General features: G+C 49.4%; 14 protein-coding genes. 7 read left to right on the top strand and 7 right to left on the bottom strand.

Annotated elements, in window-relative coordinates; all coding sequences use genetic code 11:
- Nucleotides 1–5 precede the first annotated feature (5 nt).
- Nucleotides 6–1,256: a glutamate-5-semialdehyde dehydrogenase gene (locus tag H6A28_RS02385; protein WP_204478701.1), complete on the bottom strand. Its 1,251-nt coding sequence runs from the start codon at nucleotides 1,254–1,256 to the stop codon at nucleotides 6–8.
- A gap of 197 nt (nucleotides 1,257–1,453) precedes the next feature.
- On the opposite strand from H6A28_RS02385, the gene H6A28_RS02380 reads away from it, so the two are divergent.
- The 4 genes from H6A28_RS02380 (at nucleotide 1,454) to H6A28_RS02365 (ending at nucleotide 6,408) form a co-directional block, all read left to right on the top strand.
- Nucleotides 1,454–1,684 carry a DUF2007-related protein gene (locus H6A28_RS02380; protein ID WP_022352806.1) on the top strand — a complete coding sequence of 77 codons (231 nt, stop codon included), beginning with the start codon at nucleotides 1,454–1,456 and terminating at the stop codon, nucleotides 1,682–1,684.
- Complete coding sequence (locus H6A28_RS02375) at nucleotides 1,681–2,148, top strand: hypothetical protein (RefSeq protein ID WP_204474417.1); 468 nt, start codon at nucleotides 1,681–1,683, stop codon at nucleotides 2,146–2,148. Before H6A28_RS02380 ends, H6A28_RS02375 begins: the two co-directional genes overlap by 4 nt.
- Before the next feature lie 152 nt (nucleotides 2,149–2,300).
- Nucleotides 2,301–3,266 (top strand): lytic transglycosylase domain-containing protein, encoded by a 966-nt coding sequence (locus H6A28_RS02370; RefSeq protein WP_204474419.1) that lies wholly within the window; start codon nucleotides 2,301–2,303, stop codon nucleotides 3,264–3,266.
- A gap of 28 nt (nucleotides 3,267–3,294) precedes the next feature.
- Complete coding sequence (locus H6A28_RS02365) at nucleotides 3,295–6,408, top strand: glycoside hydrolase family 2 TIM barrel-domain containing protein (RefSeq protein ID WP_204478700.1); 3,114 nt, start codon at nucleotides 3,295–3,297, stop codon at nucleotides 6,406–6,408.
- A 410-nt stretch (nucleotides 6,409–6,818) separates the two neighbouring features.
- Here H6A28_RS02365 and uxuA read toward each other — a convergent pair whose 3' ends face one another.
- The 3 genes from uxuA to H6A28_RS02350 are packed head-to-tail and all read right to left on the bottom strand — an operon-like array spanning nucleotide 6,819 to nucleotide 9,933.
- Complete coding sequence (gene uxuA / locus H6A28_RS02360) at nucleotides 6,819–7,997, bottom strand: mannonate dehydratase (RefSeq protein WP_204474428.1); 1,179 nt, start codon at nucleotides 7,995–7,997, stop codon at nucleotides 6,819–6,821.
- Nucleotides 7,998–8,026: 29 nt separating this feature from the next.
- Nucleotides 8,027–8,842, bottom strand: a complete 816-nt coding sequence (locus tag H6A28_RS02355; protein WP_204474429.1) for an SDR family oxidoreductase — start codon at nucleotides 8,840–8,842, stop codon at nucleotides 8,027–8,029.
- Between the two features lie 5 nt (nucleotides 8,843–8,847).
- Nucleotides 8,848–9,933: a LacI family DNA-binding transcriptional regulator gene (locus H6A28_RS02350; protein WP_204474431.1), complete on the bottom strand. Its 1,086-nt coding sequence runs from the start codon at nucleotides 9,931–9,933 to the stop codon at nucleotides 8,848–8,850.
- 213 nt (nucleotides 9,934–10,146) lie between these two features.
- Between H6A28_RS02350 and H6A28_RS02345 the strand changes: the two genes are divergently transcribed.
- Entirely contained in the window at nucleotides 10,147–11,943 is a 1,797-nt protein-coding gene (locus H6A28_RS02345; protein ID WP_204478699.1) for a MutS family DNA mismatch repair protein, read from the top strand.
- 75 nt (nucleotides 11,944–12,018) lie between these two features.
- Here H6A28_RS02345 and rd read toward each other — a convergent pair whose 3' ends face one another.
- Together rd and H6A28_RS02335 are read right to left on the bottom strand one after the other, a co-directional pair.
- Nucleotides 12,019–12,183, bottom strand: coding sequence for a rubredoxin (gene rd / locus H6A28_RS02340; protein ID WP_022353352.1), 165 nt, complete (start codon nucleotides 12,181–12,183; stop codon nucleotides 12,019–12,021).
- A 67-nt stretch (nucleotides 12,184–12,250) separates the two neighbouring features.
- Entirely contained in the window at nucleotides 12,251–12,958 is a 708-nt protein-coding gene (locus H6A28_RS02335; RefSeq protein WP_204474435.1) for an SIR2 family NAD-dependent protein deacylase, read from the bottom strand.
- A gap of 149 nt (nucleotides 12,959–13,107) precedes the next feature.
- Here H6A28_RS02335 and H6A28_RS02330 point away from each other — a divergent pair, with 149 nt between their 5' ends.
- Complete coding sequence (locus tag H6A28_RS02330; protein WP_204474437.1) at nucleotides 13,108–13,692, top strand: FKBP-type peptidyl-prolyl cis-trans isomerase; 585 nt, start codon at nucleotides 13,108–13,110, stop codon at nucleotides 13,690–13,692.
- Between the two features lie 11 nt (nucleotides 13,693–13,703).
- On the top strand, nucleotides 13,704–14,558 hold the full coding sequence (locus H6A28_RS02325; RefSeq protein ID WP_204474439.1) for an FKBP-type peptidyl-prolyl cis-trans isomerase: 855 nt from the start codon (nucleotides 13,704–13,706) through the stop codon (nucleotides 14,556–14,558).
- A gap of 158 nt (nucleotides 14,559–14,716) precedes the next feature.
- Here the strand turns inward: H6A28_RS02325 and H6A28_RS02320 are convergent, their stop codons facing one another.
- On the bottom strand, nucleotides 14,717–15,556 hold the full coding sequence (locus H6A28_RS02320) for a discoidin domain-containing protein (RefSeq protein ID WP_204478698.1): 840 nt from the start codon (nucleotides 15,554–15,556) through the stop codon (nucleotides 14,717–14,719).
- Nucleotides 15,557–15,620: the final 64 nt, after the last annotated feature.

Here is a 15,620-nt window from a genome sequence, read left to right as displayed (position 1 = left end):
TTTATTCATTTTTTTCGAATCTGCCCGTCGCCTTCCACTATCCATTTATACGTGGTCATTTCCCGCAACCCCATCGGACCACGGGCATGCAGTTTCTGAGTACTGATTCCGATTTCGGCTCCCAAACCAAACTGAGCCCCATCGGTAAAGGAAGTCGGTGCATTGACATACACACAGGCCGCATCCACTGCCTTTGTAAAGAAGTTGGCCGCTTCCGCATCTTCCGTTACGATGCATTCGCTGTGTCCGGAGCCGTATGTATAAATATGCGATACAGCTTCTGTCACATTCTCCACCGTCTTGACGGCCATCTTGTAGTCCAAGAATTCCGTCCCGTAACTTTCAGGAGTGGCCGGCCGCAAAAGTTCAACCGGATACTGTCCCGTCAGCGCCTCGTAAGCCGCTTCGTCGGCATACAATATCACCCGGCTTTCCTGTAACGGCGCACACAAAGCCGGCAAATCAGACAAACGCCCCCGGTGAATAAGCAGACAGTCGAGGGCATTGCAGACACTCACCCGTCGCGTCTTGGCATTGTGGACAATAGCCGTTCCCTTGACCAAATCGCCTGCCCAATCAAAATACGTATGACAGACTCCCGCTCCCGTTTCTATGACCGGCACAGTAGCCTCCTCACGCACATACCGAATCAGGCTGCTGCTTCCGCGAGGGATGATCAAATCGACCCATCCTTCGGCATGCAATAGGGCCGCCGTCGCCTCCCGGCTCGAAGGAAGCAGTTCCACCACGTGCGGATCGACCCTGCACTCCTCCAGCACCTCCTGAATCAACTGCACAATCGCCCGATTGGAAGCATCCGCGTCACTTCCTCCTTTCAGGATAGCCGCATTCCCACTTTTCAGGCACAACGCAAACACATCGAAGCTGACGTTCGGACGGGCTTCATAAATCATTCCGATTACGCCAAAAGGCACACTCACCTTTTTCAGCCGCAGCCCGCTCGGTACCGTATAGCTCTCCAAGACACGCCCCAGCGGGGAAGGAAGAGCCGCCACTTGACGCATGTTGTCGACAATGTCGTCCAACCGCTCCCTGGTCAGTTTCAGACGGTCATACTTCGGATTGGATACCTCCATCCGTTGCAAGTCCTCCTGATTGGCCTCCAGCAGACGCTCCGTGTGAGTCTCTATCCTGTCGGCCACTGCACACAATATATGATTCACCTTTTCCGTATCCAGCATCGCCAACTTACGGGATGCAATCCGGACAGCTTGAAATATTTCAGTCAGATTCATTTTTAGCTCTTTCAAATTACAGTTTATCGCAAAAATACAACTTCAAGCAGACATTCAAAACATTCCGAAAGAAATAATCGGCCCGACCAAAGAAATATAGGCCCGAAAGCCTGTTTATTTCCGAAAGTTTGTTATCTTTGACATAGAATATATGAGAGAAACAAACTTCTAATTATTAACCCTTAAAACAAAAGACTATGGAAGCGAAAGATTACGATTCATTGATTGAAGTTTTCAGAGGAGACCTCTGGGAAGCTGAATTGGTAAAGGGCTTGTTGAGATCAGCCGGCGTGGACGCCATGCTAAAAGACGAAACATTGTCAGCGGTTACTTCTCCTTATGCCAACATGGGAGGACACGTATGCGTTTTGGTTAATAAGGAAGAAGAAGTTTACGCACGAAAAGTAGTAGCAGAACGAAAAGCATGAAACAGTTATTCTTTATCCTGATTACATTTTTTACCGTAGCCGTTCCGGCAGTCGCACAACAGTTGAAAACCACCCGATGGGATTCGTATGGAGTATCCTTCCAAGCTCCGTCCGACCTGACCGTAGAAGATGATTCTTCCGAAGGCTATTTGGCCGGAAACGATACCTACTACCTCACCATCCAGCTGCTGGAGGGAGAAGGCATGAAAAAAGAAGAATTAGGACAAGAACTGAAAGCCATCGCCACAGACGATGAAGTGACCTCACAGAGCGAAGTGCAACCTTTTGAGCTGCCACAGTTCTACGGCGCGCAGCTCAAAGGGAATTGCGAAGACGATAAATGTATCTATTGTTACCTGCTGGCCAAAGACGGAAGCTGTGGCTTCTACGTCTCCATTATCTTTAAACAGGCCAACGACAAAGTGCCGGAAACCATCCTGCACAGCTTTCATTTGGACGATTAAACCAACCGTTCCGCATCATTTTGTGAAATAATTTAAAAATACAACATACCACCTTTGTTTATTTCGTATTTTAGGGCAAAATTTTAGGCATCAAGACATTGACAAAGCTTTATTACAAAGAAAAACAAGCATTTTAGAAGAGGTCCTTAAATATGAAATTGACAAAATATGTATATATCCTGCCCCTTACGGCAGCACTTTCTCTGACCGGTTTATTATTGTCCGGATTTTCCGCTTCCTGCGCCGGTCCGGAAACCGAACCTTCCCCTACTTACAGTTGCATTGAAGTCCCCAAAAGCATCAGCTTCTGTGGCATCGACATCGACCTGACGCGCTACGACCGTCGCGAACGCATGGACCGGGAGCTGATGGCCTTCACTTACATGCACAGCACTTCGCTACAAATCATCAAGCGAGCCAACCGCTATTTTCCTATCATTGAACCCATTCTGAAGGAACAAGGAGTTCCTGACGATTTCAAATACCTGATGGTCATTGAAAGCAACGTCAATCCGCTGGCCCGTTCAGGGGCCGGAGCCGCCGGACTGTGGCAGTTCATGAGCGGCACCGCCCGCGACTTCGACCTGGAAGTGAACCACCATGTGGACGAACGTTACGACGTGGAAAAATCGACCGTGGCCGCCTGCAAATACCTGAAACAGGCTTACCGCAAGTTCGGCAACTGGGAAACCGTCGCCGCGTCCTACAATGCCGGGCAGGGAAGAATCAGCCAGCAGCAGGACAGACAATATGTGGACAATGCCCTCGACCTTTACCTGGTGGAGGAAACCTCGCGCTATGTCTACCGCATCCTGGCTGCCAAAATGTTGCTGACTAACCCGAAACAGTTCGGCTTTTATCTACGGTCAAGCGACTTGTATCCCCCTATTCCTTATCGGACCATTAAAGTAACCGAAGACATTGACGACCTGGCCCGCTTTGCCAAGGGACAGGGCATCAACTTCAGCCTGCTGAAGAGTATGAACCCCTGGCTCCGGGGCACTTCCCTTCCCAACCACAGCGGAAAGGAATACCTCATCCGTATCCCCGACCAGACCGAAATGCATTATAACCCAAGAGTCACCCTTCCGCATAATCCGGCTTGGGTGGTGGAATAAGCAATCATTATCACTAATATAATTATCCATGAAAAAACAAATCGTGTTAGGAATCTTAGGTGCTTGTGTGCTCTCGGCCAGCGCACAGACGTTTAAAGAATGGCAGGACCCGGAGGTCAATGCCATCAACCGGGCACCCATGCACGCAAACTTCTTTGCGTATGAAAATGCTGAAATGGCTGCCAAGGCAGTCAAGGAAGACTCCAAAAACTTTATGAGCCTGAACGGCACCTGGAAATTCTTCTGGGTACGAAATGCCGACGCCCGCCCCACGGACTTCTGGAAAACCGGCTTCAATGACAAGGGCTGGGACAACCTCCAGGTACCGGGCGTATGGGAACTTCAAGGATACGGTGACCCGATTTATGTCAACACCGGCTATCCCTGGCGCAGCCGTTTTGAGAACAATCCTCCCTACGTGCCGACAGCCGAAAACCATGTAGGCTCCTACCGCCGGGAAATTATGGTACCGGCTGACTGGAAAGGCAAAGACATCATCGCCCACTTCGGGGCTGTCAGCTCCAACATGTACCTGTGGGTCAACGGCAAGTTCGTAGGCTACAGCGAAGACAGCAAGCTGGAAGCGGAATTCAACCTGACTCCGTATCTGAAACCGGGCCAGAAAAACCTGATTGCCTTCCAAGTGTTCCGCTGGTGCGACGGTTCTTATCTGGAAGACCAAGACTTCTTCCGCTATACCGGTGTGGCACGCGACTGCTACCTCTATACCCGCAACCAGAAACGCATCGATGACATCCGCGTCACTCCCGACCTGGACAGCGAATACAAGAACGGCTCGTTGGCCATCACTCTGAACCTGAAAGGTAGCGGTAATGTCAGTCTGGAACTGCTGGACGCCCAAAACCAGACCGTGGCCTCTACTGAAGTGAAAGGTTCCGGCAAGGTATCGACTACGATGCAGGTGAACAATCCGCAGAAATGGAGTGCAGAAACTCCTTACCTGTACACCCTGCGTGCTACGCTGAAAGACGGCAGCAAAACCACTGAAGTGGTACCGGTGAAAGTCGGTTTCCGCAAGATTGAGCTCAAGAACGCACAGATTCTGGTCAACGGCCAGCCGGTACTCTTCAAAGGAGCCGACCGCCACGAAATGGATCCCGACGGTGGATACGTGGTTTCACGGGCCCGCATGATTCAGGACATCCAGATCATGAAGCAGCTCAACATCAATGCTGTAAGAACCTGCCACTATCCGGACGACAACTTCTGGTACGACCTCTGCGACAAATACGGTATCTATGTAGTAGCCGAAGCCAACGTCGAATCTCACGGAATGGGCTACGGGGACAAGACACTGGCAAAAGAGCCGACTTACAAGAAAGCCCACATGGAGCGCAACCAGCGCAACGTACAGCGTGGATTCAACCACCCGAGCATCATCTTCTGGTCACTAGGTAACGAAGCCGGCTATGGGCCGAACTTCGAAGCTGCTTACGACTGGATCAAAGCAGAAGACCCAAGCCGTGCCGTACAATACGAACAGGCCCGTCTGGAAGGAAAGACGGATATCTACTGCCCGATGTATGCCGACTACAAGTGGTGTGAAGAATACAGCAAGGACGACAAATACCAGAAACCGCTGATTCAGTGTGAATATGCACACGCCATGGGTAACTCCGAAGGTGGCTTCAAGGAATACTGGGATCTGGTCCGCAAATATCCGAAATTCCAGGGAGGATTCATCTGGGACTTTGTCGACCAGTCTATCCGCTGGACCGGCAAGAACGGCAAGATGATTTATGCCTATGCCGGCGACTTCAACCGCATGGATGATTCTGAAGACAAGAACTTCTGCGACAACGGCCTCATCAGCCCCGATCGTAAACCAAACCCGCACGCTTACGAAGTACAGTACTTCTACCAGAACATCTGGACCACTGCAGGCGACCTGTCCAAAGGTGAAATCAAGGTGTACAACGAAAACTTCTTCCGCGACCTGTCGGCCTACGCACTGGAATGGGAAGTACTGAAAGACGGAAAAGCAATCCGCAGCGGACGCATAGATAACTTGAACGTAGCTCCTCAGCAGACGGCCACCCTCAAGCTCGACCTGGGCAAGACTTGCCAGTGCGGTGAATGGCTGCTCAACGTGAAATACATCCAGAAGAACCGCGAAGGTTTGCTCCCGGCAGGTTCCGTAGTAGCCAAAGACCAGTTGGTACTCAATCCGTACAAGGCTCCGGCCATGGATTTGAAGAATGTGGCAGAAACTAATCAGCAGGTAGTTGAACCGCAAATCAATCCGAACTATCCGGATTACATTGCTGTGGAAGGCGACGGATTCTATATGGAATTCAGCAAGCGCAACGGTTATCTGGACAGATACGATGTGAACGGAGTAAGCATGCTCAAAGAAGGTGAAGCCCTGACACCGAACTTCTGGCGTGCCCCGACCGACAACGACTTCGGTGCCGGCCTGCAGAACAAGTATGCCGCATGGAAGAACCCGGGCATCAAGCTGACCGACTTCCAGTATAAGGTAGAAAACGGACAGGCCGTCGTTACTTCAACCTACGACCTGAAAGAGGTATCTGCCAAACTGTATCTCACTTACCAGATCAACAACCAGGGCGCTGTGAAGGTAACCCAGAAGATGGTAGCCGACAAGAGCGCCAAAGTATCGCCGATGTTCCGCTTCGGTATGCAGATGGTGATGCCGAAATCCTTTGAAAAGATTTCCTACTACGGCCGCGGCCCGATAGAAAACTATGTAGACCGTAACCACTGCACCGACTTAGGCATCTACAACCAGAACGTAAGCGACCAGTTCTATCCGTACATCCGTCCGCAGGAAACCGGAACGAAGACCGACATCCGCTGGTGGAGACAGCTGAACGTAGCCGGCAACGGACTGATGTTCGTGGCTGAAGCACCGTTCTCCGCTTCTGCCCTCCACTACACCATTGCTTCACTGGACGACGGTACGGAAAAGAAACAGAGCCACTCCTTCGAGGTAGAAGAAGCCGACCTGACCAACCTGTTGATTGACAAGGCACAGATGGGCTTAGGATGTGTCAACAGCTGGGGTGCCCTGCCGCAAGACAAATACATGCTTCCTTACGGAGACTATGAATTTACCTTCATCATGACTCCGGTGAAGAATTACATTCCCTGTGAATAATCCGAGAGACATATACTAAATGACTGTAACGCCCCGGCTTCTCCAAGTCGGGGCGTTCTTTTTATCCCTTCCCGCCCATATTCCACAAAGTCCCCCCACGGGCAGGCAAATCTGAAAACGCCTCAGAAAATTCACTGAAATCTCCCACTATATTCTACGTATCCCTTAAGAAAAACGTACGTTTCTCATGGCGGAAACGTACGTTTCGCGTAAAGGAAACATACGTTTTTGCGCCGGGAAACGTAAAATATATCCCTTAGTTTCCGAAAAAACAAAAGGAGAATAACCGATTTTACTCTGGAATCTCCCGACAAACGATGAGCAATTACCACAAAAAAATGGTCCACAAAGGATTGCTCCTCCATGAACCATTTTCTTCATTTATACCCTATCAGCAATCAGCTGAATGCTCAGTTCTGTTCTTCCATTGATTTGGCGATACCCATTTCCAGTCCTCTCAGTTCGGCCAGTCCTCTCAGACGGCCCAGGCAAGAGTAGCCCGGATTGGTTTTCTTCTTCAAGTCGTCAATCATCTGATGGCCGTGGTCCGGACGCATCGGGATAGAGACTTTACGACGCTGCTGCATGAGCAGGAAGTTCTTCATCACGTGATACATGTCCACATCGCCTTCCAGGTGATTGGCCTCAAAGAAGTTGCCTTCTGCGTCACGCTGTGTACTGCGCAAGTGTACGAAATTGATGCGGTCGCCCCAGCGTTCCATCATGCCGGCCAAGTCGTTCTTGGCACTCACACCCAGCGAACCGGTGCAAAGGCACAAGCCGTTGGATTCGTTCGGCACAGCTTCCACCAGCTTGCGGAAATCCTCTTCCGTACTCATGATACGCGGCAAGCCCAAGATTGTCTGTGGCGGGTCGTCCGGATGGATCACCAGTTTCACCCCTACCTCATCGGCTACCGGACAAATCTGTTTCAAGAAGAAAATCAGGTTAGAACGCAGCTTTTCTGCATCAATATCCTTATAACGGTCCAGTTCATGCTGGAACTGTTCCAGCGTGAAGCTCTCTTCCGAACCCGGCAGTCCGGCAATCATATTGCGGGTCAGACGGTGGATTTCTTCTTCGTCCATCTGTTCGTAGCGAGCTTTGGCCTTGGCTTTTTCTTCCTCGGTATAATCCTTTTCAGCTCCCGGACGTTTCAGGATGAAGAGGTCGAAAGCCACGAAGGCTGCCCGTTCAAAGCGCAAAGCCTTGGAACCGTCAGGCATCGTATAAGCCAAATCCGTACGGGTCCAGTCGAGTACCGGCATGAAATTGTAGGTCACAATGTAAATGCCACATTTGGCCAGGTTGCGCAGGCTTTCCTTGTAGTTCTCGATATATTTCATGAAATCGCCCGTCTGCGTCTTGATATGTTCGTGTACTGGCACACTTTCTACCACACTCCACTTCAAGCCGACTTCCTCGATCATCTTCTTGCGTTTCATGATTTCCTCTACCGTCCAGACTTCACCGTTCGGAATGTGATGCAAGGCATTGACAATACCCGTGGCACCGGCCTGCTTGATGTCCCACAAAGACACCGGATCATTTGGACCATACCAGCGCCAAGTTTGTTCACATAAATACATAATGTTTCTTTTTTAAAGTTCGTACTCGATTAAATAGAGAATGCATCAAAGCCACCGTCGATAACGGCTACTGTACCGGTTACGAAGCTGGATGCATCGCTGATGAGGTAGTGGATGGTACCATACAGATCTTCCGGTACACCGAAACGTCCGAACGGAGTGTGGGCCAAAATATTATCGGCGCGAGGAGTCAGTGAGCCGTCCGGGTTCGTCAACAACGTACGGTTCTGTTCCGTCAGGAAGAAGCCCGGAGCAATGGCGTTCACACGCAAGCCGTCGCCGAACTTGATAGCCAGTTCACCGGCCATGTATTTGGTAAAGTTGGCAATGGCAGCCTTGGCAGCTCCGTAACCTACCACACGGGTCAACGGACGGAGGGCAGATTCAGAACAGAAGTTCACGATGGCTCCTTTTTTCTGTTTTACCATGACATCGGCAAAAACCATGGTCGGCAATACCGTACCGAAGAGGTTCAGGTCGACCACCTTCTTGAACGCATCAATCTGCAGGTCGAAGAAAGTCTTGTCCGGAGCAATGGTAGCACCTGCCATGTTTCCACCGGCAGCGTTCAACAATACATCAATGCGGCCATATTTCTCCAGAATATCTTTCTTGTTCTGTTCCAGCACTTCTTTCTGCAGCACATCAGTATACCAGAAAGTAGCTTCGTGACCCTGTGCCACGATTTCTGCGACCAATGCTTTACCTGCTTCTTCACTACGGTCAAGAATGACCATCTTTGCACCTTGTGCAGCCAAATATTTGGAAATACCTTTTCCTAACACACCGGCTCCCCCGGTCATGACGATAACTTTGCCGTCTACGTTAAATAATTCGTTTGCCATAATAATTAGATTAGCAATAAATTGGATACTTTATTATAAAATTGATAATTCTCTTTCAACAAAATGTCTATCGGCAGCAGGTTCACCACAGGCGGACGTTCGTTAAACAGCTGCAAGCGGCTCAAAGCCTTCACCGCGTTGTAACCCTGCAATTCCGGACGCTGAGCAATCAACGCCTGTACATATCCTTCGTTCAGCAACCGCACGTTGGGCGCAATCAGGTCATAGCCTACCAGCCGGATGTCTTTTCTTTCCTGCTTCTCCAGGTATTCCCCTAAAATGTAGCAGGAAGAATTGAACGTTACCGCCCCGCGAATGCCCGGATGATTCCGGAATGCTTCGTCCAGCACCTGCTCGTTGTGTGCCTTATCGCCCATCCACAGTTCTACTTCCACCAGCTGCAAGTTTTCACGTTGTCCGTCCAGGTAGCGGCGGAATCCTAAATAACGCTTCTCTCCTTGCGTGGAAAGCCCGCTTTTTCCGTGTTGAATCCGTGCTACCAGGATGTCGCCCTGAAAAGCCATGGAAGCCAACAACATCCGAGCCCCAATCTCACCACCGGCCACGGAATCGGTACCGTAATACGCCAAACGATGCGCCTCCTCGATGTCCGAATCGACATACACATAAGGTATGTCACGCTCATCCAGTGAAGCCGACAACCGAATCACGGCCTCCTTGAACAACGTCCCGACCACCACGCCGTCTATCGTTTCCGGCAGATTCAGCAAACGGGAAGCCGCCTCCTCGAAGCTGCTTTCACTATACTGGTCGAAAGTCAGTACCGTGACCTTTACCCCATAGCTTTCCAGTTCTTCTTCCGCCCGGCGGATGCCATAATCCATGGCACTCCAATAATCTCCTGCACGGAAGTTTGGAATCAACGCTACCAGATGACAGGGCTTCTTGACGGCCAGCGAGCGGGCAATCAGATTAGGCTTGTAGCCCACCTGCTCCATGATTTCCTTCACCCGGCGGATATTCTCTTCCGAAACTCTCCCCCGGTTGTGAATCACTCGGTCGACTGTACCTACCGACACATTGGCCAGACGCGCAATATCCGTCAGCCGTATGTTCTTGTTCTTCTGCATAGACAGGCTTTTTTCAAAAGTGTGTGCGAACACGCATTGAGTGAAAAAGAAAACGCGTTACCGCGCACACTTTCGATGAAACATTTCTTGATTTCTATGCAAAGAAGGGATTTATTCATGAGAAACACAAACAGATTCAATCTTTTAACAGATTTTTCAGCCAGCGATGTACACTTTTTCGTTCCTTTGCACCATCTACACAAATACAGACGTATGAACCCCAAAAACTACTACACCGAAAGACTGGCTCTGGCAGAAGGCCAGCTGCACAAAGTCAAACAACAAATCGCACGCATCAGTGCCTTACGCGTAATCCTATTCGTGGCCGGACTGGCCGGCATCTACTTTTTCTTCCATCAGCACGCCTTGCTGACGGCCAGTATCTGCCTCACCTTTCTGCCGTTTTTCATCCTTGTGAAAGTACACAGCCGGCTCTTCTACCGGAAAAAATGGCTGGAAACCCAAGTACGTGTCCAACAAGAAGAACTGCAAGCCCTCACCGGTGATTACAGCTGTTTTGACGACGGCCAGACTTACGTCCAACCGGAACATCCTTATACCTTTGACCTCGATGTGTTCGGGAAGCGTTCGCTGTTTCAGGCGATGAACCGCACCTGTACCTCCTTCGGAAAAGACTGCCTGGCCCAATGGCTGCAACATCACCTCTGTGAACCTTCTGCCATCCGTACCCGCCAGCAAATGGTGCAAGACATGAGCCGGCGTCCGCTGTTCCGGGAACAATTCCGAATCACCGGACTCGTACACCAAGGTACAGCCTCCGACGGAGAAAAGCTGCGTGCCTGGAGTCAAAGTCCAGCACAATACCTGCACAGCACTTGGGTAAAGGCTTTTACGTGGGGAGTTCCTCTCCTCAACGGCCTCCTGTTGCTGACATCCCTCGTGGGATGGACTTCCTTCACCTGGCTGGGTCTCTCATTCGGACTCTTCCTGATTCTCAGCTTCGGTATTGTCAAACGAGCCACTTACGTACAGGAAACCTATGGCACGCAACTGAAAAGCCTCAACGGTTATGCACAGCTCATCGCACTGGCAAAGAAAGAGCAATGGGAAGCGCCCGGCATGCAACAACTGATGAACCGGTTGGATATGGACGGAACTTCTCCCATCGAAGCCTTGCAACAACTCTCCCGCGAACTCGACCGACTGGACTTGCGCAACAACCAGTTTTTATATGTCCTGTTAGAGGGCAGCATCTTCTTCCAGTTGCAGGAAATTGTCCGCATCGAACGCTGGAAAGCCCGCTACGGACAGCACATCACCGGCTGGCTGGAAACCATCGGGGAACTGGATGCCCTCTGCTCACTGGGCACCTTTGCCTACAATCATCCCGACTACACTTATCCTGAACTGGCCGAGAAACCATTCTGCTTCCTGGCCACCCGGATGGGGCACCCGCTCATGCCACCTGCCCAATGTGTGAAAAATGACGCCACCCTTCCGTCGCGCCCGTTCTTCCTGATCATTACCGGTGCCAACATGGCCGGAAAGAGCACTTACCTGCGTACCATCGGAATCAACTACCTGCTGGCCTGCATCGGCGCACCCGTATGCTGTGAAAAGCTGGTCCTCTATCCGCACCAGCTGATGACCAGCCTCCGCACGTCCGACTCGCTGTCCGACAACGAATCGTATTTCTTCGCCGAGCTGAAACGGCTGAAACGCATCATCGACCTGCTGAACCAAGGACAACAACTCTTCATCATCCTGGACGAGATTTTGAAAGGTACCAATTCCATTGACAAGCAGAAAGGCTCTTTCGAACTGATCCGCCAGTTCATGCGACTGAAGGCCAACGGCATCATCGCCACCCACGACCTCCTGCTGGGCAGTCTCATCGAACAGTTCCCCGACGAAATCCGGAATTATTGTTTCGAAGCTGACATCCAAAACAATGAACTGACCTTCTCCTACCAACTGCGGGAAGGTGTGGCGCAGAACATGAACGCCTGCTTCCTGATGCGGAAGATGGGTATTACCTTGCCAGAATAGGACAAAAAGAAAACGGCCTTCCAAAAAAGTATATGGCATACTTTTTAGAAGGCCGCTCTTATCAAGAAAAGTGTATTAATCTTCTACTACCTGGAAATCTTCTTTTCCTACTCCACAAACCGGGCAAACCCAGTCTTCTGGAAGATCTTCAAAAGCAGTACCCGGTGCAATACCTCCGTCTGGGTCACCCACTTCCGGATCGTAAACCCAATCACATACTGTGCAAATGTACTTTTTCATAATCAATTCTTAATTCGTTAGTATTTGTTCTTAGTTTAAAATGATAACAAATATAGAAAGAATTTGTTTACTCTGCTTCATTCAATAACATTTTTTTTAATTCTTCCATTCCTTCGGAAGCTCCCTTGCGGATAACCTGCACCGGGCGCCCTGAGGCAATGCGCACTTCTTTCGGGTCAATCAGGTAAACCGGCACCCCGTCGCGCACATAATTCAATAGGCCTGCTGCCGGATATACGTTCAGAGAAGTCCCGATAATCACAAAGATATCAGCCTTCTCCACATACTCGATGGCTGTTTCAATCATCGGCACCGCCTCGCCGAACCAGACAATGAAGGGACGCAGCTGGGAACCGTCGGCCGCCTTGTCGCCCATCTTCACCTCATACTCTTCCGGACGGAGTTCCTTGATATAGCGCGGGTCGTTGGGATGGTAACTGGATGTCACCTTGGTCAGTTCACCGTGCAGGTGAATCACCTCGTGACTTCCGGCACGCTCGTGCAGGTTGTCCACATTCTGCGTGATAATGGTCACATGGAAATCTTTTTCGAGTTCCGCCAGCAGTTCGTGTCCCCGGTTCGGTTTCACCTCCAACAACTGTTTGCGTCGTTCGTTATAGAAATTGATGACCAGTTCCGGATTCGCCGCATATCCTTCAGGGGTAGCCACCTGTTCCACCGGATACTGATCCCACAGTCCTCCTGCATCGCGGAACGTACTGATACCACTCTCCGCACTCATGCCCGCACCTGTCAATACAACCAGATTTTTCATATTCTTGTCCTCCTTTATGTTAGATACATGATTCGTTATCGCGTTCACTCGCCAAAAATAAGAAAATTTATCAATCAAAATTCCTCATATTCACAGAAAAAAGATACCTTTGCTCCCCGTTAATTCACATTTTAATACAAGATTTATTTATGGATAAATTTAGTTACGCCATTGGTCTGGGGATTGGCCAAAACCTGTTCAGCATGGGCGCTCGCTCTATCAATGTAAATGACTTTGCACAGGCTATCAAAGACGTATTGGAAGGAAATCAGACTGCTATTTCTCATACAGAGGCACGTGAAATCGTCAACAAGTTCTTCATGGAACTGGAAGAGAAAACCAACGCAGAAAACATAGCAAAAGGAAAAGCATTCCTGGAAGAAAACAAGAAGAACCCGAAAGTAGTGACCTTGCCCAGCGGATTGCAGTACGAAGTAATCAAGGAAGGCAACGGCAAGAAGCCGAAAGCTACCGACCGCGTACGTTGCCACTACGAAGGTACACTGATTGACGGAACGCTGTTCGACAGCTCCATCAAGCGTGGCGAACCGGCTGTATTCGGTGTAAATCAGGTCATCAAAGGTTGGGTAGAAGCCCTTCAGCTGATGTCGGAAGGTGCCAAGTGGAAACTCTACATCCCGTCGGAACTGGCCTATGGGGCACAGGGAGCCGGTGAAATGATTCCGCCTCACAGCACACTGATTTTTGAAGTAGAATTAATTGAAGTATTATAAATAAGAAGCAAATGAAAAAAGGTACATTTTTTATGATGCTTGCCGCTGCAGCCAGCCTGGCATCATGTACAGCACAAGGCCCGAAAGCCAACTTGAAAAGTGACGTAGATTCTTTGTCTTATATGATGGGTGTAACTAACACTCAGGGTTTGATGGAATATGTACAAGGTCGTCTGGGCGTAGATTCAGCTTATGTAGCCGACTTCATCAAAGGTTTGGAACAGGGCTGCAAGGAAACCGATGCTAAACAGAAAGCTTATCTGGCAGGTATGCAGATTGGCCAGCAGATCAGCGGTGACATGTTCGACTACAACAACCGTCAGATTTTCGGTCAGGACTCTACACAGACTTTGAGCAAGGAAAACTTCCTGGCTGGATTTATCGCTGCCGTAAAGAAACAAGGCTTGGTTTCAGTAGATTCTGCTGCTGTATACGTACGTTCAAAAGCTGAACTGATCAAATCTAAAGCTTTGGAAGCCAAATATGCTGACTACAAAAAACAGAACGAAGACTTCCTGGCCAAGAACAAGGGCAAAGAAGGTATTCAGACTACTGCCAGCGGTTTGCAATATAAAATCATTACCAAAGGTACAGGTGCTATCCCAGCCGATACTTCACGCGTAAAAGTTAACTACAAAGGTACCCTGATTGACGGTACTGAATTCGACAGCTCTAAAGAACCCATCACATTGGCTGTCAGCCGTGTGATTCCGGGATGGACAGAAGCCCTGAAGATGATGCCGGTAGGTTCTAAATGGGAATTGTACATTCCGCAGGAACTGGGATACGGTGCACAGGAAGCTGGTAAGATCAAACCGTTCTCTACGCTGATTTTTGAAGTAGAATTGGTAGATATCGAGAAATAATACACATCCACTGTGTCACATTACTTCGGGAAATCCCCCGCTTGTTCAGAAAAATGACAAGCGGGGGATTTTCATTTTCTTTTCTCCACATATTCACATAAGAAAGGCCATCCTCTCACCCGGAGAACGGCCTTTCTGTATGGAGAGAGATTCTTCACTTAAATCTTTCCGTATGCCTTGAAGTAAGATACCTGACAAACGCCAGTGTCGTTATTGGTTTCTGTGATAACCAGTTTGACATAACGGGCTACTACCGGTTCAGTCAATGTGATGACTTCTTCAGCCGGAACCAACGGACTGTTTCCCTCTACGATAGTGCCATCAGGGGCTTGCCATGGCAAAGCAAATGTAAATCCACCCACCTGAGTGAAATTCTCATTGTCTGTGCTGACCCACAATTGCAAAGTTTTCACCGAAGGATAATTATTTTCCCCATTTACACGACGGCCGATAGCAAAGCTGACACATTCCAACTCTTCCTGCATATCGATAACCAACGTGTGAGGAAGCGGTGCATTTCCACCGGTATAAGCACTGTGCCAGAATTGAGTACGATCATCAGTGAACAGACTAGGATAACCACCTCCGTCACCAGTTTCTACGTCAGAGCCTGTAGCTGTCCATGTGGTCCAGTCGTATTGTAATGTAGTCTGACCTTCATACTTCTGCAACACGGTAAAAGAAGTGGTACGATAACCGCATCTCACCTGAACGGTAGCAGTACGATAATTGGAAGGATCCGGATTGGCCTGAGTAGCTTTCACAGTAATCTCCTTACCGGAAGCAGACACCGTGCACCAATCCACTCCGTCTTCCATGGTAAAAATCATTTCAGAAGGAATATCCGTATCAGCCGTGATTGTAGTAGTAGAACCTTCAGCTGCGTCGAGTACGGCCCGTTCAATAATAATGTAACCCACATAAGGTTGTTCTTGCTCCTTACAGCCACAGAACAATGCCAGTAAGAGAAGCGACAAAAAATAAGATATTCTTTTCATTTTACAGTTTCTGTTATGTATATAAATTATGATCTTCAGATGCTGCCTGCCTCTCTACGGGAAA

Origin of the sequence: Bacteroides mediterraneensis (genome assembly GCF_016900355.1) — a bacterium.
Taxonomy (GTDB): Bacteria; Bacteroidota; Bacteroidia; order Bacteroidales; family Bacteroidaceae; genus Phocaeicola.
The sequence above is the reverse complement of the archived record's forward strand: the minus strand, read 5'-3'. Positions and strand labels throughout refer to the sequence as shown.